We start from the raw sequence: 21511 nt of genomic DNA on the forward strand, positions 1-21511 counted from the left end.
CCGGCTGCATGGCCACAAGCGCGGCATCGACAAGCCGGTGGTCGTGGTCATGGAGAATTCCTTTCATGGGCGCACCCTCGCCGCCCTGGCCGCGACCGGCAATGCCAATGCCCAGAAAGGCTTCGAACCCTTGCCGGAAGGCTTTCTGCGCGTACCCTATGGCGATCTCGACGCTATCGCCGCGCTCGACGACGCCAATATCGCCGCGGTGCTGGTCGAACCGATTCAGGGCGAAGGCGGCGTGCGCGTACCGCCGGCCGACTTTCTGCCCGGCATACGCCGGCTCTGCGACGAACGCGACTGGCTGATGATGGTCGACGAAGTACAAAGCGGCGTCGGCCGCACCGGCCACTGGTTCGCCCACCAGGCCACCGGCATCACCCCGGATGTGATGGGCCTGGCCAAGGGGCTGGCCGGCGGCGTGCCCATCGGCGCGGCGCTGGTCTCCGGCAAGGCCACGCCCCTGTTCGGGCCGGGCAGCCACGGTTCCACCTTTGGCGGCAATCCGCTGGCCTGTCGTGCGGCGCTGGCCGTACTGGAAACCATCGAAACCCAGGGCCTGCTGGCCCATGCCCAGGCCATGGGCGATTCCATTCGCAGCCAGATCGAGGCGCGCGTCGACGGCCTTGACCACGTCAAGGATATCCGCGGCATGGGCCTGATGATTGGCATCGAGCTGGCCGAGCCCTGCGCACATCTCGTGGACACCGCCCGCGAACAGGGCATTCTGCTCAACGTCACCGCCGCCAACGTCATTCGACTGCTGCCGCCGTTGATCATCGGCCCGGCCGAGGTCGAACGACTGGTGGACGGCGTGTGCTATCTCATCGAAAGCGTCGCCGCGCCGGCGAGCCATTCCACACGTTCCAACCAAGCAAGCTGACCATGACCCTGCGCCACTTTCTGAGCCTGGATGACCTGGGCGCCGACGGCATTCGCCGCGTGATCGACAACGCCATTGCGCTAAAGCGCGAACCGCGCGGCAAACAGCCCTTCGTCGGGCGTACGCTCGGCATGCTGTTCGAAAAAGCCTCTACGCGCACCCGCGTATCGTTCGAGGCCGGCATGACGCAGCTCGGCGGTCACGCCATCTTCCTGTCGCCGGGCGATACCCAGATCGGGCGCGGCGAGCCGGTGGAGGACACCGCCCGCGTGCTCTCGCGCATGGTCGACGTGGTAATGATTCGCAACCACTCCCACGACATGCTCGAACGCTTTGCGGCCTACGCCAGCGTTCCGGTCATCAATGGGCTGACCGACCGCTTTCACCCCTGCCAGCTGCTGGCCGACCTGCAGACCTATCAGGAACACCGCGGCGATATAGGCGGCAAGACGGTGGCCTGGATCGGCGACGGCAACAACATGTGCCATTCCTACATGCTGGCTGCCCGCCTGCTGGGTTTCGAGCTGCGGATCGCTGCGCCCGAGGGCTACGGCCCGAATCCACAGATTCTCAAAACCTGCGGCGAACGTGCCGTGATCTGCGACGATGCGCCCCAGGCCGCCGACGGCGCCGATCTGGTGGTCACCGACGTCTGGGCGAGCATGGGCGACGAGGACGACCGCGAGGTCCGTCTGGCCGACTTCGCCAATTTCCAGGTCAACAAGGCGTTGATGAGCTGGGCCAAGGACGACGCCCTGTTCATGCACTGCCTGCCCGCCCATCGCGGCGAGGAAGTCAGCGCCGAAGTCATCGACGGGCCCCACAGCGTGGTCTGGGACGAGGCCGAAAACCGCCTGCATGCCCAGAAAGCGCTGCTGCTGGATCTGCTCGACGCGGACTGACCCGCGCCGCCCCGTCTGCCGGGCCGTCAGGCCCGGCGCGCCAGCACCAGCGAATAGGCACCGCCCTCGGCTTCGAAATGGCGGTCCATCGCCAGACCGGCTGCGTTGAGCAGCGCGCGAAGAGTGTCCGGCGTGAACTTGTGGCTGAACTCGGTCACGATCTCCTCGCCGGCGTCGATATCGATAGCCGTATCCAACGCCGCCAGCCTCACCCGGTGGGCATAATCGGCCGTCAGGCGCATCTCGATACGGGCATTATCGCGATCGAAAAGCGCGCGGTGGCGATACGCCTCAACCGGGAAATCGGCATCGAGTTCGCGATTGAGCACCCGTAGCACGTTGCGGTTGAAGTCGGCGGTCACGCCTTGTGCATCGTCGTAGGCGGCCTCGAGCGTGGCCGTGTCCTTGACCCGATCAATGCCCAGTAGAAGGCGATCGTCGTCGCGCATGAGCGCGGCAATCTGTTCGAGCATGGCCAGCGCATCCGCCGGCTCGAAATTGCCCAGCGTGCCGCCAAGGAACACGATCAGGCGACGACCGTCTTCGGGCAGGGGCACGGTCGACAGGCCGCCGGTGTAGTCGCCAATCAGGGCATGGACGGTGAGCCAGTCATAGTCCGCCACCAGCTCGGCGCCGGCGTCCAGCATCATCTGCGCGCTGACGTCGAACGGCCAGTATCGACAGGGCCGATTCAAGGCATCGCAGGCGTCGAGCAGATGCCGGGTCTTTCGCGAGCTGCCGCTGCCCAGCTCGAGAATATGTTCGGGCGAGGACGCTTCGATGATCGTTCGGCCGTGGGCGGCAAGCAGCGCCGCTTCGCTGCGTGACGGGTAGTACTCGGGCGTCGCACAGATCGCCTCGAACAGGGCCGAGCCATGGTCGTCGTAGAAGTATTTCGGCGACAGCCAGCGCGGGCGCGCGAGCAGACCCGCGCGTACGTCGTCCGCCAAGGACGCCAGCGGCCGGTCGGGCACCACGTGCGTGCTGGTCAGGCGCGCGCCGGTCGGGGAATTGGTCATAACGTGCTGTTCCGCTTTGCGGATCGTTGGGCGTGTTGATTCCGGAAGGTTATCATCGGTGGGTAACCTTAATATTTCGGATTTGTACGGATGTGCCGAATTGCCGGCTTCATCGGCGCGCGCCCGCTGGCGCTGCGCGCGCTGATCACCGACCCGCCGCATGGCCTCGGCCACCAGGCGTGGGCCGCACGCGAAATGGTCAGCGCGACCGTCAATGCCGACGGCTGGGGGGCTGCCTGGCTGGATGAAAGCGGCCGCCCCGCCGGTTATCGACAAATTCTGCCCATCTGGGCCGATATCAATCTCGCATCGCTGGGGCGCAGCCTGCAATCTCCGCTGTGGCTGGCCAATGTGCGCAGCGCCACCGCCGGCCTGGGCACCGACTATGCCAATACCCAGCCGTTCTACAGCGACGACTGGCTGTTCACCCACAACGGCTTCATCGACGACTTCGCCCGGACCCTGCGCTCGCAGCTGCGCGCCGATATAGCGCCCGAAATCGAAACCACCATCAACGGCAACACCGATTCGGAGTATCTGTTCGCGCTGATGCGCCAGCAGACCGGCACGCTCAGCGAACGACTGCGCGCGGTGATCGGGCTTATTCGTACATGGCTTGCCGACGCGCCCGAGGTGCGGGCATTGCTGAACATGATTGCCAGCGACGGCCAGCAGATGGTGGCCGTGCGGGCCGCCGTGAACGGCGACGCGCCGTCGCTGTATTTCAGTGCCGACTGGCATGGCGGTACCGCGATCGGCTCGGAAGCGTTTGATGACCAGCCGGGCTGGACTGAAGTAGCGTCGGGCGAACTGATCATCGCCGAAGCCGGACAACCACCGCGACGGGAATCGCTATGACCGCCAACCCGCCCACTCGTATCGCCCAGCTGCGGCAGGCAAGCGTGGCCATGCTCGACGGGCTCACCCCCGCCCAGCAACGCTGTCAGAGCCATCCCGAACTCAGCCCCATGCTCTGGCACGTCGGCCATGTACTGTTCATGGAAACCTACTGGCTGGCCGAGCGCGTGTTTGGCGACACCTCGGTCACCCACGCGTGGCGCGATCTGTACGTGCCGGAAATCTCGGCCAAGGACGAACGCAGCGCCCGCCTACCCGACGCCGCCGATCTGCGCGCCTGGGCCAGCGCACTGGCCGAACAGAACGATGCCTACTGGCAGCGCGCGAACGACGTCGATCATCCGCTGCTCGCCGACGGCTACCTCGCCGCATTCGTACGCCAGCACTATGCCCAGCATCTGGAAACCATGCGCCTGGTGCGCGCCCAGCTGGCGCTCGACGCGCACGAACCCGTAGCGCTGACGATGGAACCGGCCGCGCCCGATAGCCACTTCGAAACGATAGCGGCCCATAGCGTGAATATCGGCACCGACACCATCGATGCCTACGATAACGAACAGCCCGTATTCACCGCCTACCCGGCCCCCTTCGCCATCGCGCCGCACTGCGTGACCAACGCCCAGTGGCTGGGGTTCATCGAAAGCGGCGGTTACCAGCGCCGCGAGTGGTGGGATGCGCCCGGCTGGGCCTGGCGCGAGCAGGCCGCGGTGGAACACCCGCAGCACTGGCAACCGCTTGCCGAAGGCTGGGCCATTGCCGGCGACGAAGCGGCCGATACAGGCCAGCAGCCCGTACACGGCATCGGCTGGTACGAAGCCCGCGCCTATGCCCGCTATGCGCAGGCTCGCCTGCCGCGCGAACTGGAATGGGAAGCCGCACGCCGCGCGGGTGTGCTGCGCGATGTCGAGCAGGTCTGGGAGTGGTGCGCCGACGCCTTCTATCCCTACCCCGGTTTTCGTCCCTTTCCCTACGACGGCTATTCCATGCCCTGGTTCGACGGCGCGCATTTCGTTGCGCGCGGGGCCAGCGTGCACAGTGAGCCCGAGGTGCGTCGGCCCGGCTTTCGCAACTTCTACCCGCCCACCCATCGCCATGTACACGCCGGTTTGCGCCTGGCGCGCGCCTGAGCTGCCGGCACCCGCGGGCGCGGGGCGATGTCTTATACTGCGCCGTCCTGTCAGAAGCCCGGCATAGAAAAAGCCGGGTAGACGACGCGCCTACGCATACGTGCCGCGGCCGCAGGTCGCCAAGCCACGGAGAAATGAACGACTGAAAGATGGCGACGTTCATTTTTTCGCTGGCGTTGCAAACAGCTGACGCGTTTGCGCTGTTTTGCGCCCCGATCAATACCACGCGAGATAAGCCATGCCGCAGATCGATCTCACCCTGCCCGACGATATCGACAGCACCGTCGAACGCGCGCTTGCCGAAGACATTGGCGACGGCGATCGCAACGCGGCGCTCGCCGACGACGGCCTACAGGCCAAGGCCCGAGTGATCGTGCGCGAAAACGCGATTCTCTCCGGCGCACCCTGGTTCGAACGCAGCTTCACCGCGCTCGACGAGCGGGTGCGTGTCGACTGGCTTGCCGACGACGGCCAGCGCATCCACTCGAACACGCCCGTCTGCGAGATCACGGGCCCGGTACGGGCGTTGCTGAGCGGCGAGCGCACGGCCTTGAATTTCCTGCAGCTGCTGTCCGGCGTGGCCAGCTGCACCTTCGATTTCGTCGAGCGGGTCAAGGGCACGAATACCCAGATCATCGATACCCGCAAGACCCTGCCCGGCCTGCGCAGCGCGCAACGCTATGCGGTGCGCTGCGGCGGTGGCGTGAACCATCGCTTCGGGCTGTTCGACGCCATTCTCATAAAGGAGAATCACATCATGGCGGCCGGCTCCATCGAAACCGCCGTCGCCAAAGCACGTGAAATCGCGGCCGGCCAGTTCGTGCAGGTGGAGATCGAAACGCTCGAAGAGCTGGAGCAGGCCCTGGAAGCCGGCTGCGACGGCGTGTTGCTCGATAACCTGGCAAGCCATGTGCTCGCACGCGCGGTGAACATGGCCGACGCGCACCGGCGGCGCTTTCGCCGCGATATCGTGATCGAGGCCTCGGGCGATATCAGCCTGCGCAATGTCCGAGAGGTCGCGGATACCGGCGTGGATCGTATTTCCATCGGCGGCCTGACCAAGCATATTCGTGCCACCGATTTCTCGATGCGAATGCATACCGACTGACAGCGCAGCAATGGATTCGACCGGAGCGCCATGCAATGCGCCCCGGTCGTCGGCTATGCCGGGCTGGCATCAAACCAGCGAACGAAGTCGTTCAGAACCGATAATCGAGGCCCAGCATCACCACCGGGTACAGCGGCAGCTTGTCCAGATCGTCCTCGATACCGTCCTTTTCCTGCTCCACCGCATCGCGTGCGACCGGGTTGACCGTGGATGCGCCGCTGAGCTTGACGTTCACATCCGGATCGCCCAGATAGAACACGCCGATATCGGCGCTAAAGCCCAGCCCGCCCTCGGCACCCGGCGACTTGCCCCAGCCGAAGCCGATATAGGGCGACACCGAATCGTAGCGTGCGGTCGCGTCGAGGCGGTCGCCCTGCACGAGAACGCCTTCGTTATCACCCAGATCGCAGACCGTCTGTTCGCAGACCGCGCTGCCATCGATCTTGTCGTCGTTGAGCATCACACCACCGGTCAGGCGAAACACGCCGCCGAAGGGGTGGTAGTCCAGCAACAAGGCACCGTGCAACAGGTCGACGTTGCCGCTGTAATCGAGATCGCTGCCGCCTTCGGCCTGGAAATCCACGTCGGTGCTGAAGCCCGCGACCATGGCACGGGTCTGGACGCGCTCGGTCCATGCATAGGAGACCTGGCCGCCCAAGCCCAGCGTGCCGGCCACGGCGCCCACGCCGAAATCACCCGCCTGCGCACCGCAGGCCATCGCCGCGAGGCCGACGGCCCCCAGCCACTGCATTTTTTTCATTGAATCGCCCTCGCAATACGCACTGCCGGCTGCAGCGCGCTCTGTCGGGCATATCGGCTAGGCGGCCAACCTCTTTAAGCCGGCTGCCAGATCGGCGATCAGGTCGTCCACGGCCTCAAGACCGGCATGAATACGCAGCGTGGGGCCTTCGTGGGCCCAGCGCGTGGCCGTGCGGCTTCGATTCGGGTCCACCGCTAGAATCAGGCTTTCATAGCCGCCCCAGGAAAAGCCCATCCCGAACAGTTCGAGATGATCGAGCATGGCGGCCAGGCGCTCACGCTCGACCGGCTGCAGGACGATCGAAAACAGGCCGCTCGCGCCGCTGAAATCACGGGCGAACAGCGCATGCTGTGGATGATCGGCACGGGCCGGATGGATGACCCGCGCCACCGCGGGCTGATCGGCAAGCCAGTCGGCAAGCGCGATCGCGTTGGCCTGATGGGTAGGTAGACGCTGGCCGAGCGTGCGCAGCCCGCGCAAACCGAGATAGATATCGTCCGGGCCGGCACAGTAGCCCATACCGGCCGCCGTCTTGCGCACGTTCATGTAGTGCGTTTCGTTGCAGTTGATCACGCCGAGCATGGCATCCGCATGACCGACCAGATACTTGGTCGCGGCATGAATCGAAATATCCACGCCGTGGTCGAAGGCGTTGAAATACAGCGGGGTGGCCCAGGTATTGTCGGCCATCACGGTCACGCCATGGCGACGCGCCACACCGGCCAAAGCCGGGATATCGCTGATTTCAAAGGTCAGCGAGCCCGGCGCCTCCAGGAACAGCACCCGCGTGGCATCGGTTACGCGGGCTTCAAGGGCCTCAGGGGCAATCGTCGGGTCGAAATACTCGGTGGTCACGCCCAGCTGTTGGAGCAGGCCGTCGCATAGCTTGCGCGTGGGCCCGTAGACGTTATCCGTTACCAGAAAGTGGGCGCCCTGCCGGGCATGGCTCATCAGCGCCGCGGTGATGGCGGCCAGCCCCGAGCAGGTGGTGACCGCGCCGTGCGCGCCTTCCATTTCGGCCACCGCCGATTCGAATGCGAACTGCACCGGCGTACCGTTACGCCCGTAGTAGACGCCCTCGAACGGGTTGGCGGCCGCCCGTTCGAGCGCATCAAGGGATTCGAACAACACCGTGGATGCGTGATAGACGGGCGGATTGACCATGCCCTGTTGCCGGGCCGGGTCGCGCCCGGCATGCACGAGTCGGGTAGCGGTTTTCATGCCTGCTTCGATCCTTTGTGTTCGCTCGGTCGGCCCTGCCAGGCCGATGGGCCTCTATACTTGCGCCCATCGTTCGGCTGGAATCACTGCGTGCCGTGAATCGACATCTTGAATCCTTATTGTCCCACACCGCGGAGGCCGTTCTGGCACGGCTGCCGCATCGCGCCCCGGATCGGCAGGCGCTGGCGAACGCCCGTATCGTGTCGCATCGCGGTGAACGCGACGGACAGCGCGTGCGCGAAAACACCTTCGCGGCATTCGACCCGGCCATCGCCGCAGGCGTGGCCGGTATCGAGTTCGACGTGCGTTTTACCCGCGACGACGAACCGGTGGTGGTTCACGATGCCGACCTGAAGCGCGTATTCGGCCTCAACGACGTGGTGGCCGACACGCCCTGGCCCACCCTGCGCCGGCGGGTGCCGGAGCTGCCTCATCTGGACAGTTTTCTGGAGCGCTACGCCACGCGCGCCCATCTCATGCTCGAGATCAAGACACGGGGTACGGCCAAGGCCGAGCGGCGGCTACTGGATCTGCTGTCGCCGCTGGTTCCACAACAGGATTTCCACGTGCTGTCGCTGGATACGCGCCTGTTCGAAGCCGTGGCCGAGCTGCCGGCGCGGTGCCATCTGCCGGTAGCCAAGTTCAACTTCAACGACCTCTACGACTGGGCGCTCAACCACGACTGCGCCGGTCTGGCCGGACCCTTTGCCTTGTTACGACCGCATCATATCCGGGGCCTGCATCAACGTCGTTCGCTGGTTGGCAGCGGCTTCATCTGCAGCCCCGCCATGTGTCGGCGCGAAATCGCGCGCGGCGTGGACTGGATTTTTTCCAACCATGCCGTACGCCTGCAGAAAAGCCTGGACCGAGCCTGCGCAACCGGACGCTGACAGAGTTCGAGCGCCTGCCTAGTCCAGCGCGCCGGCCGCGGCCCGCCCGTGCGGCGCATACAGATCCAGGGCCGGACCCACCGGCACGATACCGGTCGGGTTGATGGTCGGATGGCTGCGGTAGTAGTGCTGCTTGATATGGTCGAAATTGGTGGTTTCGGCAATACCGGGCACCTGGTATAGCTCGCGCAGATAGCCCGACAGATGCGGATAGTCGGCAATACGCCGCAGGTTGCACTTGAAGTGGCCGACATAAACCGCGTCGAAACGCACCAGGGTGACGAACAGCCGCCAGTCGGCTTCGGTGATACGGTTGCCGGCCAGATAACGCTGTTCGGCCAGGCGTGCGTCGAGCCAGTCGAGCGTGGCGAACAGCTTCTCGAAAGCCTGTTCGTAGGCCTCCTGCGTGGTCGCGAAGCCAGCCTTGTACACGCCGTTGTTCACGTCGTGATAAACGCGTTCGTTGACGGCATCGATCTCGGCGCGCAGCTCGCTCGGGTAATAGTCGCGTTCGGGATGCTCGGCCACGCCGTCGAAGGCGCTGTTGAGCATGCGCACGATATCCGCCGATTCGTTCGAGACGATGGTTTCGTGCTGGCGATCCCATAGCGTGGGCGTGGTCACACGCCCGGTATAGCCGCTCGCCGCCTTCTGATACAGCTCGAACAGATGATCCAGACCATAGAGCGGATCACGGATCGTGCCCGGCGCATCGGAGAAGCTCCAGCCCCACTCGCCCATATAGGGGTCCACAATCGATACGCCGATGGCCGACTCCAGCCCCTTGAGCTTGCGCAGAATCAGGGTGCGGTGGGCCCAGGGGCAGGCCAACGATACATACAGATGATAGCGGCCGGCTTCGGCGGTAAAGCGCGAGTCGGGATCGGCGCTCACCCAGTCGCGAAAACCAGCCGATTCGCGCACGAACTTGCCGCCCGTGGAATCGGTGTCATACCACTGGTCTTTCCATTGCCCTTCGACAAGCAATCCCATGATTCACTCCACGCGTGTTTGAGGTAGCGAAACGCGCGCGCCGGGGCGCGCCTCGTTATCGAGCGCACAAAAACAATGCGCATACAGATGTCGTGGATCATTGAGCCCGTTACGCAGCCAATCAAGGGCCGATGCATCGGTGACTTTCGAAAGCCAGGCCGGCACGATCGCCGACTGGACGTTCGAACTCAGAAATTCGCGAATCGCCGCGCGCCAGTCCGACGGCGGCAGCATGGGCTGCAGCGTATAGTCCTCAGGACCCAGGCCGGCGAGCTTGGCCGTGGCCTGCTCGGCATCCAGATAGCCGCCCAGGTGATCAACCAGACCGATGCGCTCGGCATCGATCCCGCTCCAGACCCGGCCCTGGGCGATCTCGCGTACGGCCTGTTCCTGCATGTTGCGTGCGCTGGCAACGCGACCGACGAATTCATCGTAGCCGTGCTCGACGCCCGCCTGCAGCATGGCCTTCACCGGCTCGGAAAGCGGCTGATCCAGCCGCAGCGCGCCCGACAACGGCGTAGTGCCGATGCCGTCGGTATGAATGCCCAGATCGTTCAGCGGCTTGGCGAACGTGGGCACGATACCGAAGATGCCGATCGAGCCGGTGATGGTCGCCGGCTCGGCCCATATCTGGTCGGCGTTCATGGAGATCCAGTAGCCGCCGGATGCGGCCACGCCGGCCATCGATACCACCACCGGCTTGCCCGCCTGACGGGTGAGCTCGACCTCTCGGCGGATACGCTCGGAGGCGGTCACCGAGCCGCCCGGCGAATTCACCCGCAGAAGCAGCGCGGCGACATGGTCGTCGCGACGCGCATCGGCAATCATGCGGGCGATGGTATCGCCGCCGGCCGAGCCGGGCACGCTTTCGCCGTCGACAATGCCGCCCTCGACCACGACCACCGCAATACGGCTTTCGGTGGCCGGCGCCGGCTGCTGCGCTTCGGTGGCATTGAGGTAGTCGACATAATGAATCTGGCGAAAGCTGCCGTGGGTTTCGTCGCGGCCGACCAGGTTGCTGACTTCGGTGCGAATATCCGACAGCGGTGCCACCGTATCGACCAGCCCGGCATCGCGCGCCACGGCCGCGGCATCGCCGCCGGCGCTGACCAGTGCATCGGCATAGGTTTCGGTATAGCGATCAATATCGGCTGCGGCGAATTCGCGATCGGCGCTGACCTCGTCCCGATAGGTCTGCCACAGCGAGTTCATCCAGGTCCGGTTGGCAGCACGCGCCTGCGGCGACATGTCGTTGCGGGTATAGGGCTCCACATAGGATTTGTATTCGCCCACGCGAAACACGTTGACCTCGATGCCGAGCTTGTCGATCGCGTCCTTGTAGTAGTTGCGATAAACGCCGTAGCCGGGAATCAGCACATAGCCGAGCGGGTCCATGTACACGGTATCCGCATGCGAGGCGAGCGCGTACTGGGCCTGATCGTAGGACGGCGCCCAGGCATAGACCGGCTTGCCGGACTGCTTGAAGCGATCGATCGCGGCCACGAGGTCCTGCAGCTGGCCGGGCTGGGCACTGCCCAGTTCGTCGAGCTTGAGAAACGCCAGCTTGATACGGCTATCGTCGGCGGCCCGGTCCAGCGAGTCGATCAGGTCACGAACCACCGACTGCGGCTGCGGCTGGGACACCGCGGCCCCGAGCAGCGAGCCGACACCGTGATTGCGCTGCTCCACCAGATCGCCGCTGGGCGCCCAGACCAGCGCCGTATCCTGCTCCACGCTCACGCTGGGCGCGCTGAAGAAAGCGAAATAAACCCCCACCGGAATCAGCACCAGCGTAACGATCAGCAGCAGCGCATAGAACAGCAGGATCGTGCGCCAAATGCCACGAAAAAGACGACGAATGAGCGAGGGTTTCTTGGCCACAACAACTCCCATAGACCGAGCCGGTGATGCATGAGCGGCTCGATCGCTGAACGACAAGGCTGGATGCAAACGCGCGCGACGCGTGGCAGTGTAGCCGCTCGCACTGCCCTTCGCGACTTGAATCGGGCGCCAATGCGCCACATCAAGACGAATCTAGATCGCCAATTCTGCGCCAGGATCGACCATGAGCAAAGACGACAGCAAACCCGTGATTCATCACCGGCTTATCATTCTCGGCTCCGGCCCGGCCGGCTATACCGCGGCCGTTTATGCCGCACGCGCCAATCTCAAGCCGGTTCTGCTCACCGGCATGGAACAGGGTGGGCAGCTGATGACCACCACCGACGTGGACAACTGGCCCGGCGATGTCGAAGGCCTGCAGGGCCCCGGCCTGATGCAGCGCATGGAAGAACACGCCAAGCGCTTCGATACCGAGATCGTGTTCGACCATATCCATACCACCGACCTGTCGAAGCCGCCCTATCGTCTGGAAGGTGATCGCGGCATCTATACCTGCGATGCGCTGATCATCGCCACGGGTGCGACCGCCCGCTATCTGGGGCTGGAATCGGAAACCGCCTTCATGGGCAAGGGCATTTCCGCCTGCGCGACCTGCGACGGCTTTTTCTACCGCAACAAGAACGTCGCGGTTATCGGCGGCGGCAATACGGCGCTGGAAGAAGCGCTGTATCTGTCCAATATCGCGGCCCATGTGACCGTGGTCCATCGGCGCGACAAGTTCCGCGGTGAGAAGATCCTGGCCGACAAGCTCTTCGACAAGGTCGCCAACGGCAATGTATCGATCATCTGGGACCACGAGCTCGAGGAAGTGCTCGGCGACGAGATGGGCGTAACCGGCGGTCGCATCAAGCACCGCGAAAGCGGCGAAACCCAACAGCTCGACGTCGACGGCATCTTCATTGCCATCGGCCACAAGCCCAATACCGATATTTTCGAAGGCCAGCTGGACATGGCCGGCGGCTATATCAAGGTACAGAGCGGCACCCAGGGCAACGCCACCGCCACCAGCAAACCCGGCGTGTTCGCCGCCGGCGACGTGATGGACCATGTCTATCGTCAGGCCATCACCTCGGCCGGCACCGGCTGCATGGCCGCCCTCGACGCAGAAAAATACCTGGACGCCCTGAGCGAGGACGAAACCGCGCGCGACGCGCACGTCGAAAGCCAGGCGGCACATCGCGAGGTATGATTCCAGGCCCCGGCGCATGCGGCGAACTGGCCGTATGCGCCGGGCTTGAGGCATGATTGAGCCATGACAATTCGAACGCGCCCGGCGCGCGCGCTAAGCGCCACCCTCCTGATTCTGATCGGCTCCGTCGCGCTGATATTGGCTGGCTGTAGCAGCAGCCCAAGCAAGAACGAGATCCCGCCCACCACCGATACACGCGCCGCCGTGGCGGACGCCGCCATAGAGGCCCTGGGACGCCCCTACCAGGCCGGCGCGACCGGCCCCCAGGCCTACGACGACAGCGGCCTCGTATATGCCGCCTATCAGAGCGTGGGCGCGGCCCTGCCGCGTGATATTCAGGCCCAGCTGGATACCGGCAAGCCCATCGAACTGGTCGAAGCCGAGCCGGCCGATCTGCTGTTCTTCCGTATCGAAAACAGCCAGGGCGACGACCGGCTGCTGGTCGGTCTATACACCCAGGCGGGCGAAATGCTGATGGCCAACCCCGGCGTCGGCGGCGCCAACAGCGGCGTGGCGCTGTTCGATACCGAAGACGACTTCTGGGCCCAGCGCCTGGTCGGCGTGGTGCGCCAGCTGCCCTGACAACAGCGCTTTTAAACCCGCTCCTGGGTATGGGCAACGTTGAGCACGCGGCGGGAACATAACCCCAGCCGGCCTTCGAACAATTCGTCTTTCGCGCTCAACAGCGGACAACCTGGCTGCTTGAGTTCAGACAGCGGCGCTGCGTGCATGATCACGAAGCCGTCTGCGCGCGGATTACGCCGATTGATTTATTTGGCCTTGGCGGGCTATCGACAGCACGGGCGGCTTGGCCTGGGTGGCATTAGCGGTGAGAAGTAGTCGGCAGATCGACGCAGATCACGCAGATCGAAGAGACGAGATCGTGATCGTGCGCTGTCGTCGGGCGCATCTGCCGAGCTCGTGCATGTGAGAAATCTGCGGCCGCTCTTGAAGACCACAGCCCTCAGACGGTCGACTAGCGAAATCCCAGCATCTCGGAGCCCATCTGCGGACCGCCTTGCGCGTGCGGCCTGAACAGCAGGCCAGCTGGCCTTCGTGCGGCCCGTGTTTGGCCTTAATTCGCGTGTCTTTGCGTTCATGCGCGAACAACGTGCTTACTTGAGAACAGCCAGCGGGTGCTGAATCAAGAAAGCGCTTGATCGCAGCCAGATACAAAAACGGCGCCTCGAGGGCGCCGTTTTCTATGCCGCCATGCAGGCATGGCGTGGAAAGAAGCGTTTAGAGCTTTTCCTTGATTCGGGCCGACTTGCCGCTGCGCTCGCGCAGATAGTAGAGCTTGGCGCGGCGAACGTCGCCACGACGCAGTACCTTGACCTCAGCCACGTTCGGGGAGAAGGTCTGGAACACGCGCTCCACGCCTTCGCCGTGCGATACCTTGCGCACCGTGAAAGCCGAGTTCAGGCCGCGGTTACGCTTGGCGATCACGATGCCTTCGAAGGCCTGCAGACGCTCACGCTCGCCTTCCTTCACGCGCACCTGCACGACCACCATATCGCCGGCCGAGAAATCCGGAATATTCTTGCCGCTCTGCTGCTCGGCTTCCAGTTCGTCGATGATGTTGCTCATGGTCAGTCTCTAGTAGCGTTCTTGGAGGCCACGGGGGCGTTGAAAGACGCGGCAGTATACCGGAACTCGACGCGTTTTTCGCCACCCGTGGCGAGGTTTTTCAATAAATTCTATTCGCGCGAGCCGCCGTGGGTGTCCGATTCGTCGGTTTCGCCGGCAATATACGCGTCCAGCAGTGCTTTCTGGGCGGCGTCGAGCTCGCAAAGCGCAAGCAGATCCGGACGCCGACGCCAAGTCGCGCCCAGCGCCTGCTGCGCCCGCCAGCGCTCGATGCGCGCGTGATCTCCGCTGAGCAGCACGTCGGGCACGTCGCGCCCGGCGAATCGAGGCGGTCGGGTGTAATGCGGATGATCGAGCAGGCCGTTGACGAACGAATCCTGGGCTGCCGATCGACTGTCACCCAGTACGCCGGACAACAGCCGGGCGACGGCATCGATGATCATCATCGCCGGCAGCTCGCCGCCGGAGAGCACCACGTCGCCGACCGACAGCTCCTTGTCGACGTAGGCATCGACAAAGCGCTGGTCGATCCCTTCATAGCGCCCGCATACCAGCACGAATCCCTCGCCTTCGGCCAGTGCCTGCGCCTGGCGCTGATCGAATGGCTGGCCCTGCGGCGACGGCATGATCACCGGCACGCCATGGCCGCGCGCCGCCTTGACCCGTTCCAGAGTCGCGGCCAGCGGCGGGCCCTGCATGACCATGCCCGGGCCGCCGCCGTACGGCCTGTCGTCGACACGACCGCTGGCGTTGTCGGCGTCGTCGCGCGGGTTCCAGCAGGCCAGTTCCAGACGCGATTCGCGCAGCCCGCGTCCGACCACACCGAACTGCTCGAGCTGGCCGACCCATTCCGGGAACAGCGTGACGACGTCGATACGCATGGCCGAATACTGCCGGTTAACGGGTTTAGAAGTCAGGGTCCCAGTCGGCGACGATCCGGCCCGCCTCGAGGTCGACATCGTCGATGATTTCACCCACGACGAACGGCACCAGCCGCTCGCGATCACCCTGGAGCACGAGCACATCGTTCGCGCCGGTTTCCATCATCGCCTTGACGCGCCCCAGCGGCGTGCCGTCGAGCGTGACCACGTCCAGGCCGACCAGGTCGAACCAGTAGTATTCGCCGTCTTCGGGTTCGGGCAGCTGGTCGCGCTCGACCGCGATCTGCAGATCGATCAGCTCAGCCGCCGCATCGCGGTCGGCCAACGGCGTGTCGTTGGCGGCCAGACAGGCGACCAGCGTCTTGCCCTGCTCGCGTGCATCCAGAACGCGAAAAGGCCGCCAGGTCTCGTCCTGGCGGCCTATCAACCAATCATCGTATTCCAGAAGATTGGCAGCCGGGCGGGTGTAGGAATAGACCTTGATCCATCCCTTGACACCGAACAGCCCGCTCACATGGCCGAGAACGACAGGTCGATCTGCCATGCGTGCGAGCCCGCGGGATTATTCCGCGGCGCCGGCCTGGTTTTCGTCGGCCTGCGGGGCAGCCTCGGCGGACTGATCGCCCGTCTCACCGGCCGGTACGGTCTGGTTCGGCGCTTCCTTGGCCTTGCTCACCGGCGGCGCGGCACGGGCCGGGGCCTGGCCTTCACCGTGACGGTTGAAGCTCTTGACCAGGTTGGTCACCCGCTCGGAGAGCTGTGCACCATGGCCCTTCCAGTACTCGATACGCTCGATATCGAGACGCAGCGGCACTTCGCCACCGATCGCGACCGGGTTGAAGAAACCCAGGCGTTCGATATAACGACCGTCGCGCCCGTTGCGCATGTCGGTCACTACGATGTGATAGAAGGGACGCTTCTTAGCGCCGCCGCGCTGCAGCCGAATTTTGACCATAGCCGTTTATTTATGCCGTTGATATGAATGAACGATGCTGCAAGCAGGATATAAATCGCTGCTCAAGCCCGTACAAAGATCGCGCATTGTACGCCAATAGCAGAAAAAGGAAAGCACCGATCGAGCAATACGCGACCGAACCGGCGCCAAACCCTTGAGCGCTATCGGCCCATGCCCGGTGGCAGCGTACCGCCACCGCCCATGCCGGGCGGCATGCCGCCACCGCCGCCGCCCATGCCCTGCATGGCGCGCATCATCTTCTTCATGCCGCCGCCCTTGAACTTCTTCATCATCTTGCGCATCTGCAGATGCTGCTTGAGCAGGCGGTTGATGTCCTGAACCTGGGTGCCTGAACCACTGGCGATCCGGCGCTTGCGCGATGCCTTGATCACGTCCGGGAAGGCGCGCTCCTGGGCGGTCATGGAATCGACGATGGCCAGCATGCGCTTGACCTGGGTATCGTCGGCGGCCGCGGCCATGCCCTTGGGCATCTGGGCGCCGCCGGGCAGCTTCTCCATGAGCGCGCCGAGGCCGCCCATTTCCTGCATCTGGCGCAGCTGGTCGGCCAGATCGTTGAGATCGAAACCCTTGCCCTTCTGCAGTTTCTTGGCGAGCTTTTCGGCCTTCTGGCGATCGACCTTCTGTTCGGCCTCTTCGACCAGCGACAGCACATCGCCCATGCCCAGAATGCGCGAAGCCACGCGATCGGGATGAAACGGCTCGAGCGCTTCGAGCTTTTCGCCCACACCCAGGAACTTGATCGGCTTGCCGGTGATCTGGCGCACCGACAGCGCCGCACCGCCACGGGCGTCGCCGTCGACCTTGGTGAGGACGACGCCGGTCAGCGGCAGCGCGTCGCCAAACGCCTTGGCTGTATTGGCCGCGTCCTGACCGGTCATGGCATCGACCACGAACAGCGTCTCAGCCGGGGTCAGCGCCTCGTTGAGGGCGCTGATCTCGGCCATCATCTTGTCGTCGATACCCAGCCGGCCGGCGGTATCGACGATGAGCACGTCGTAGAAGCCCTTGCGCGCGGCCTCCATTGCCGACTGCGCGATCTTGATCGGCTTGTCGCTCGACTGGCTCGGATGAAAATCCACGCCTACATCGTGGGCGACCCGGGCGAGCTGATCGATGGCCGCCGGGCGATACACGTCGGTGGAAACCACCAGCACGGACTTCTTCTCGCGCTGCTTGAGATAGCGCGCCAGCTTGCCGGTGGAGGTGGTCTTACCCGCGCCCTGCAGGCCGGCCATGAGCACCACCGCCGGCGGCTTCACGCGCAGGTCGAGGCTTTCGTTGGCCTCACCCAGCAACGACGTCAGCTCGTCCTTGACGATCTTGATGAGCGCCTGCCCCGGCGTGAGGCTGGTCATCACCTCGTTGCCCACCGCGCGGGCACGAATATCGTCGACGAACTGCTTGACCACGGGCAGCGCCACATCGGCCTCGAGCAGCGCCATGCGCACTTCGCGCAGGGTGGCCTTGATGTTGTCTTCGGTCAGCCGGCCGCGGCCGCGGATGGTCTGAAAACTGCGATTGAGCCGATCACTCAGACTGTCGAACATGCACGCGCTCGATCGATGGAACCATGAAGGCACCCAGTATAACGTCGCAGGACGCGGCTGCATTCCAAACAACGATCAAGCCGCAACGATCGCGGCCCGCCCGACACGAGAAATACGGCACAATGGTCCTCATGGCTTACGAGTCCCCTGCACCATAAATGGCACTGGTCGTACTGGAAGTGCTTCTTGCCGCGCTGCTCTACGCGGGCGCTGCCGCTGCCGTATGGCGTCACCTCGCCCAGGGCGCGCCCTACTGGCATGTCAGCGTACTGGCCGGCCTGGGGCTGGCCGGCCAGATCGGCTCGCTGGTTCATCTGAGCCTGCATTCCGGCATGCTGGTCATCGGGCTGGGTACCGCGCTGTCCCTGTTCGCCTGGCAGGCGGCGTTGCTGCTGTGGCTGTTTTCGCTGCGTGAATCGGTGGGCGCGCTGGGCCTGGTGATCTACCCCTTTGCCGGACTATGCGCGATTGCCGCGCTGCTCGTGCCGGACTCGCACAGTGCCACGGAAGCGCTGGCCTGGCCGTTGCAGCTGCATATTCTGCTGTCAATACTCGCCTACGGCCTGCTCACGCTGGGTGCGGTGCAGGCCATCGTGCTCGCATTGCAGCATCGTCAGCTCAGACGCCGACCGCCCACCGGCATGTTCACCCGATTGCCGGCACTCCAGACCATGGAAATGCTGCTGTTCCGGTTGATCGGCGCAGGTTTTTTCCTGTTGAGCCTGGCCATTGCCACCGGCGCGCTGTTCATCGACGACCTGTTCGCCCAGCATCTGGTCCACAAGACCGTGCTGTCGCTGGTCGCCTGGGCGTTCTTCGCGGTGCTGTTGTACGGGCGCTGGCGCTACGGCTGGCGCGGACGCCTGGCCGTACGCGGCGCGCTGGCCGGCTATGCGCTGCTCGTGCTGGCTTATTTCGGCAGCAAGTTGGTGCTGGAGCTCATTCTGGGCCAACATTGGTAAAGCGCATCGTACCCCGTGCCGATCTTGGGCACGCGAGACGCGCATTCATTTGATTCAGGGCTGACTTCTTGGACGCCATTTCTCTGCCGATACTGTTCGGCATACTGCTGCTGATGCTCGTTTTATCGGCCTTTTTCTCGGGCTCGGAAACCGGGCTGATGACGCTCAACCGCTACCGCATGAAGCACCTGGCCAAGACTGGCCACGGCGGTGCGACGCGCGCAGCGCATCTGCTCGATCGCCCGGATCGGCTGATCGGGCTGATCCTGCTGGGCAACAACCTGGTCAATATCGCCGCGTCTGCGGTGGCCACGGTGATCGGCATCCGCCTGTTCGGCAACGTCGGCGTGCTGGTGGCCACGGTCACGCTCACGGTGTTCGTGCTGATCTTTTCCGAGGTCACCCCGAAAACGCTGGCCGCGCTGCATCCCGAGCGCGTGGCCTACCCGGCCTCCTATGTGTACGCGCCGCTGCTGCGCGTGGCCTGGCCGGTGGTCATGATCATCAACTGGGCCGGCAACGGCATTCTGCGCCTGTTCGGGGTATCGGCAGACGATGCGGCCGCCCATTCGCTGTCTTCCGAGGAACTGCGCACCGTGGTCACCGAAGCCGGCGCGATGATTCCGCGCCGACACCAGCAGATGCTGTTGTCGATTCTCGATATGGAAAATGCCACGGTCGAGGACATCATGGTGCCTCGCAACGAGATCGTGGGCATCGATATCAGCAAGTCCTGGGCCGAAATCCTCGAGCAGCTGGTGCATAACCAGCATACGCGGCTGCCGATTTTCGACGGCTCCATCGACGAGCTGGCGGGCATCGTGCACATGCGCCGCGTGCTCGCACTGATCTCCGAAGACAATCTCGACAAGGACGCCCTGCTCGGCCTGGCCCGCGAACCCTACTTCGTACCCGAGGGCACTCCGCTCAATCAGCAGCTGCTCAATTTCCAGAACCAGCAGCGCCGGATCGGCTTCGTGGTCGACGAGTATGGCGATATCCAGGGGCTGGTCACGCTCGAGGATATCCTCGAAGAGATCGTGGGCGAATTCACCACCGACCCCGCCACGCGCGTCAAGAACGTCTATATGGACGGTGACGACAGCTATCTGGTGGATGGCACGGTCACGCTGCGTTCGCTCAACCGCGCCATGGGCTGGAAGCTGCCCGTCGACGGGCCGAAAACGATGAACGGGCTTATCACCGAGCATCTGGAAACCATTCCGCAGCCCGGCACCAAGCTCAAGGTGGGCAAATACGTGCTGGAAATCGCGCAGACGCGTGCGAACCTTGTGCAGACGGTACGGGTCAAACCGCCCAAGCGCAGGCTGCGCCGCGCGGCGGGCGAGGATACGGGCCTCGACGAGGCCGCCGCGGACCGCGGCACCGACAAGGCCCAGCGCTAGCTTGGCGTGGGCTTCGTCGGCTAGCTGATCGCGTCGATCGCCTCGCTCAGGCGGGCGACGCCGACCACTTCCATCTCGCCGACCCGCTTGCTGCGCGGCGTGTTGGCCTTGGGCACGATCGCCCGGGTAAAGCCGTGCTTGGCCGCTTCGGCCAGGCGGTCCTCGCCGCCCGGTACGGGGCGAATTTCGCCGGCCAGACCGATCTCGCCGAAGATCACCAGCCGCTCGCCCAGCGCACGATCGCGAAAACTCGACAGAGCGGCCAGCACCACCGCCAGATCGGCCGCGGTTTCGCTCACCCGCATGCCGCCCACCACGTTCACGAATACGTCCTGATCGCCGAGCGGAATACCGCCATGGCGATGCAGCACCGCCAACAGCATGGCCAGGCGCTGCCCGTCCGGGCCAAGCGCGACCCGGCGCGGGTTGTGCAGCTGGGATTCGTCCACCAGCGCCTGCACCTCGACCAGCATCGGCCGCGAGCCCTCGCGGGTGACCATGACGGCGCTGCCGGGCACCGCGGTTTCATGACGCGACAGAAAGATCGCACTCGGGTTGGTGACCTGCTTGAGCCCACTGCCGGACATGGCGAACACACCCAGCTCGTTGACCGCGCCAAAACGATTCTTCACCGCCCGGATCACGCGAAACCGGCTGGAGGCCTCGGCTTCGAAGTAGAGCACCGTATCGACCATATGCTCGAGTACACGCGGCCCGGCAATCGTGCCTTCCTTGGTGACATGGCCGACCAGAATCAGCGCCGTGCCGGTCGCCTTGGCAAAACGCACCAGCATGGAGGCCGACTCGCGTACCTGCGACACGCTGCCCGGCGCCGAGGTGACCGCCTGCGAAAACACGGTCTGTACCGAATCGATCACCACCAGCTTCGGCGCCTGTGGCTTGGCCAGGGCCAGCACGCGTTCCACGCAGGTTTCGGCCAGCACCGCCAGCTCGGCCTGATCCACGCCCAGGCGCTGGGCGCGCAGGTGCACCTGTTCCAAGGATTCCTCGCCAGTGACATACAGCGCCGGGATCGCTGCGGATAGCTGGGCGAGCACCTGCAATAGCAGCGTCGATTTGCCGATGCCCGGATCGCCGCCGATCAGGATTACGGAGCCGGGCACCAGCCCGCCGCCGAGCACGCGGTCGAGCTCCGACAGCCCCGTGGGCGTACGCGCGGTTTCGGCCGGGCGAATCGCGTTCAGCCGTTCTACCTGCGGCGCGGCGTTGCCGAAGCTCGCCGGCACGCCCGCCCCGGGCTTGGCCGGCGCGGCAGCAACGCTTTCCACCAGCGTATTCC

At 64.5% G+C, this 21511-nt stretch carries 20 protein-coding genes and 1 pseudogene; 10 read left to right on the forward strand and 11 right to left on the reverse strand.

Translation table 11 applies throughout. The features are described 5' to 3' along the window. Window positions 1–883, forward strand: an 883-nt coding sequence (locus ABNU97_RS12575; RefSeq protein ID WP_348767042.1) for an aminotransferase class III-fold pyridoxal phosphate-dependent enzyme, incomplete at its 5' end; no start/stop codon positions are given. A gap of 2 nt (window positions 884–885) precedes the next feature. Next, on the forward strand, window positions 886–1785 hold the full coding sequence (gene argF / locus ABNU97_RS12580) for an ornithine carbamoyltransferase (protein ID WP_348767043.1): 900 nt from the start codon (window positions 886–888) through the stop codon (window positions 1783–1785). 26 nt (window positions 1786–1811) lie between these two features. Here the strand turns inward: argF and egtD are convergent, their stop codons facing one another. Next, on the reverse strand, window positions 1812–2804 hold the full coding sequence (gene egtD / locus ABNU97_RS12585; RefSeq protein ID WP_348767044.1) for an L-histidine N(alpha)-methyltransferase: 993 nt from the start codon (window positions 2802–2804) through the stop codon (window positions 1812–1814). A gap of 90 nt (window positions 2805–2894) precedes the next feature. Here egtD and ABNU97_RS12590 point away from each other — a divergent pair, with 90 nt between their 5' ends. The 3 genes from ABNU97_RS12590 (at window position 2895) to nadC (ending at window position 5897) form a co-directional block, all read left to right on the forward strand. Continuing rightward, window positions 2895–3662: a class II glutamine amidotransferase gene (locus ABNU97_RS12590; RefSeq protein ID WP_348767045.1), complete on the forward strand. Its 768-nt coding sequence runs from the start codon at window positions 2895–2897 to the stop codon at window positions 3660–3662. Beyond that, window positions 3659–4789, forward strand: a complete 1131-nt coding sequence (locus ABNU97_RS12595) for an SUMF1/EgtB/PvdO family nonheme iron enzyme (protein WP_348767046.1) — start codon at window positions 3659–3661, stop codon at window positions 4787–4789. The genes ABNU97_RS12590 and ABNU97_RS12595 overlap by 4 nt, the downstream gene beginning before the upstream one ends. A 238-nt stretch (window positions 4790–5027) precedes the next feature. Continuing rightward, the gene (gene nadC, locus ABNU97_RS12600; RefSeq protein WP_348767047.1) at window positions 5028–5897 is read left to right on the forward strand and encodes a carboxylating nicotinate-nucleotide diphosphorylase; all 870 of its coding nucleotides are present in this window, start codon (window positions 5028–5030) and stop codon (window positions 5895–5897) included. A gap of 91 nt (window positions 5898–5988) precedes the next feature. On the opposite strand, the gene ABNU97_RS12605 is transcribed toward nadC, so the two are convergent. Beyond that, complete coding sequence (locus tag ABNU97_RS12605) at window positions 5989–6657, reverse strand: hypothetical protein (RefSeq protein WP_348767048.1); 669 nt, start codon at window positions 6655–6657, stop codon at window positions 5989–5991. Window positions 6658–6714: 57 nt separating this feature from the next. After that, window positions 6715–7878 carry a cystathionine beta-lyase gene (gene metC / locus ABNU97_RS12610; protein WP_348767049.1) on the reverse strand — a complete coding sequence of 388 codons (1164 nt, stop codon included), beginning with the start codon at window positions 7876–7878 and terminating at the stop codon, window positions 6715–6717. A 95-nt stretch (window positions 7879–7973) separates the two neighbouring features. Here metC and ABNU97_RS12615 point away from each other — a divergent pair, with 95 nt between their 5' ends. Next, window positions 7974–8768, forward strand: a complete 795-nt coding sequence (locus tag ABNU97_RS12615; protein ID WP_348767050.1) for a glycerophosphodiester phosphodiesterase — start codon at window positions 7974–7976, stop codon at window positions 8766–8768. 18 nt (window positions 8769–8786) lie between these two features. Here the strand turns inward: ABNU97_RS12615 and ABNU97_RS12620 are convergent, their stop codons facing one another. After that, on the reverse strand, window positions 8787–9761 hold the full coding sequence (locus tag ABNU97_RS12620; protein ID WP_348767051.1) for a glutathione S-transferase family protein: 975 nt from the start codon (window positions 9759–9761) through the stop codon (window positions 8787–8789). A gap of 3 nt (window positions 9762–9764) precedes the next feature. Then, complete coding sequence (gene sppA / locus ABNU97_RS12625) at window positions 9765–11642, reverse strand: signal peptide peptidase SppA (protein ID WP_348767052.1); 1878 nt, start codon at window positions 11640–11642, stop codon at window positions 9765–9767. A 184-nt stretch (window positions 11643–11826) separates the two neighbouring features. Between sppA and trxB the strand changes: the two genes are divergently transcribed. Together trxB and ABNU97_RS12635 are read left to right on the forward strand one after the other, a co-directional pair. Continuing rightward, a complete protein-coding gene (trxB, locus tag ABNU97_RS12630) occupies window positions 11827–12852 on the forward strand; it encodes a thioredoxin-disulfide reductase (RefSeq protein ID WP_348767053.1) in 1026 nt (341 codons plus the stop codon). A 63-nt stretch (window positions 12853–12915) separates the two neighbouring features. After that, the gene (locus tag ABNU97_RS12635) at window positions 12916–13434 is read left to right on the forward strand and encodes an NlpC/P60 family protein (RefSeq protein ID WP_348767054.1); all 519 of its coding nucleotides are present in this window, start codon (window positions 12916–12918) and stop codon (window positions 13432–13434) included. Window positions 13435–14091: 657 nt separating this feature from the next. Here the strand turns inward: ABNU97_RS12635 and rplS are convergent. From rplS to ffh, 5 genes and pseudogenes are all read right to left on the reverse strand, one after another. Further along, window positions 14092–14439, reverse strand: a complete 348-nt coding sequence (rplS, locus tag ABNU97_RS12640; RefSeq protein WP_348767055.1) for a 50S ribosomal protein L19 — start codon at window positions 14437–14439, stop codon at window positions 14092–14094. 110 nt (window positions 14440–14549) lie between these two features. Beyond that, complete coding sequence (gene trmD / locus ABNU97_RS12645; RefSeq protein WP_348767056.1) at window positions 14550–15320, reverse strand: tRNA (guanosine(37)-N1)-methyltransferase TrmD; 771 nt, start codon at window positions 15318–15320, stop codon at window positions 14550–14552. A 25-nt stretch (window positions 15321–15345) separates the two neighbouring features. Next, on the reverse strand, window positions 15346–15864 hold the full coding sequence (rimM, locus tag ABNU97_RS12650) for a ribosome maturation factor RimM (protein WP_348767057.1): 519 nt from the start codon (window positions 15862–15864) through the stop codon (window positions 15346–15348). A 174-nt stretch (window positions 15865–16038) separates the two neighbouring features. Next, window positions 16039–16275: pseudogene (gene rpsP, locus ABNU97_RS12655) on the reverse strand (30S ribosomal protein S16); the annotation flags it as partial. A gap of 161 nt (window positions 16276–16436) precedes the next feature. Continuing rightward, window positions 16437–17843 carry a signal recognition particle protein gene (ffh, locus tag ABNU97_RS12660; RefSeq protein WP_348767058.1) on the reverse strand — a complete coding sequence of 469 codons (1407 nt, stop codon included), beginning with the start codon at window positions 17841–17843 and terminating at the stop codon, window positions 16437–16439. A gap of 158 nt (window positions 17844–18001) precedes the next feature. Between ffh and ccsA the strand changes: the two genes are divergently transcribed. Both ccsA and ABNU97_RS12670 read left to right on the forward strand, forming a co-directional pair. Further along, window positions 18002–18805, forward strand: coding sequence for a cytochrome c biogenesis protein CcsA (gene ccsA / locus ABNU97_RS12665; protein ID WP_348767059.1), 804 nt, complete (start codon window positions 18002–18004; stop codon window positions 18803–18805). 68 nt (window positions 18806–18873) lie between these two features. Continuing rightward, window positions 18874–20211 (forward strand): HlyC/CorC family transporter, encoded by a 1338-nt coding sequence (locus ABNU97_RS12670; RefSeq protein WP_348767060.1) that lies wholly within the window; start codon window positions 18874–18876, stop codon window positions 20209–20211. 20 nt (window positions 20212–20231) lie between these two features. On the opposite strand, the gene radA is transcribed toward ABNU97_RS12670, so the two are convergent. Next, window positions 20232–21511, reverse strand: a 1280-nt coding sequence (gene radA, locus ABNU97_RS12675; RefSeq protein WP_348767061.1) for a DNA repair protein RadA, incomplete at its 5' end; no start/stop codon positions are given.

Source organism: uncultured Salinisphaera sp., from assembly GCF_964012375.1.
Lineage (GTDB): Bacteria > Pseudomonadota > Gammaproteobacteria > Nevskiales > Salinisphaeraceae > Salinisphaera.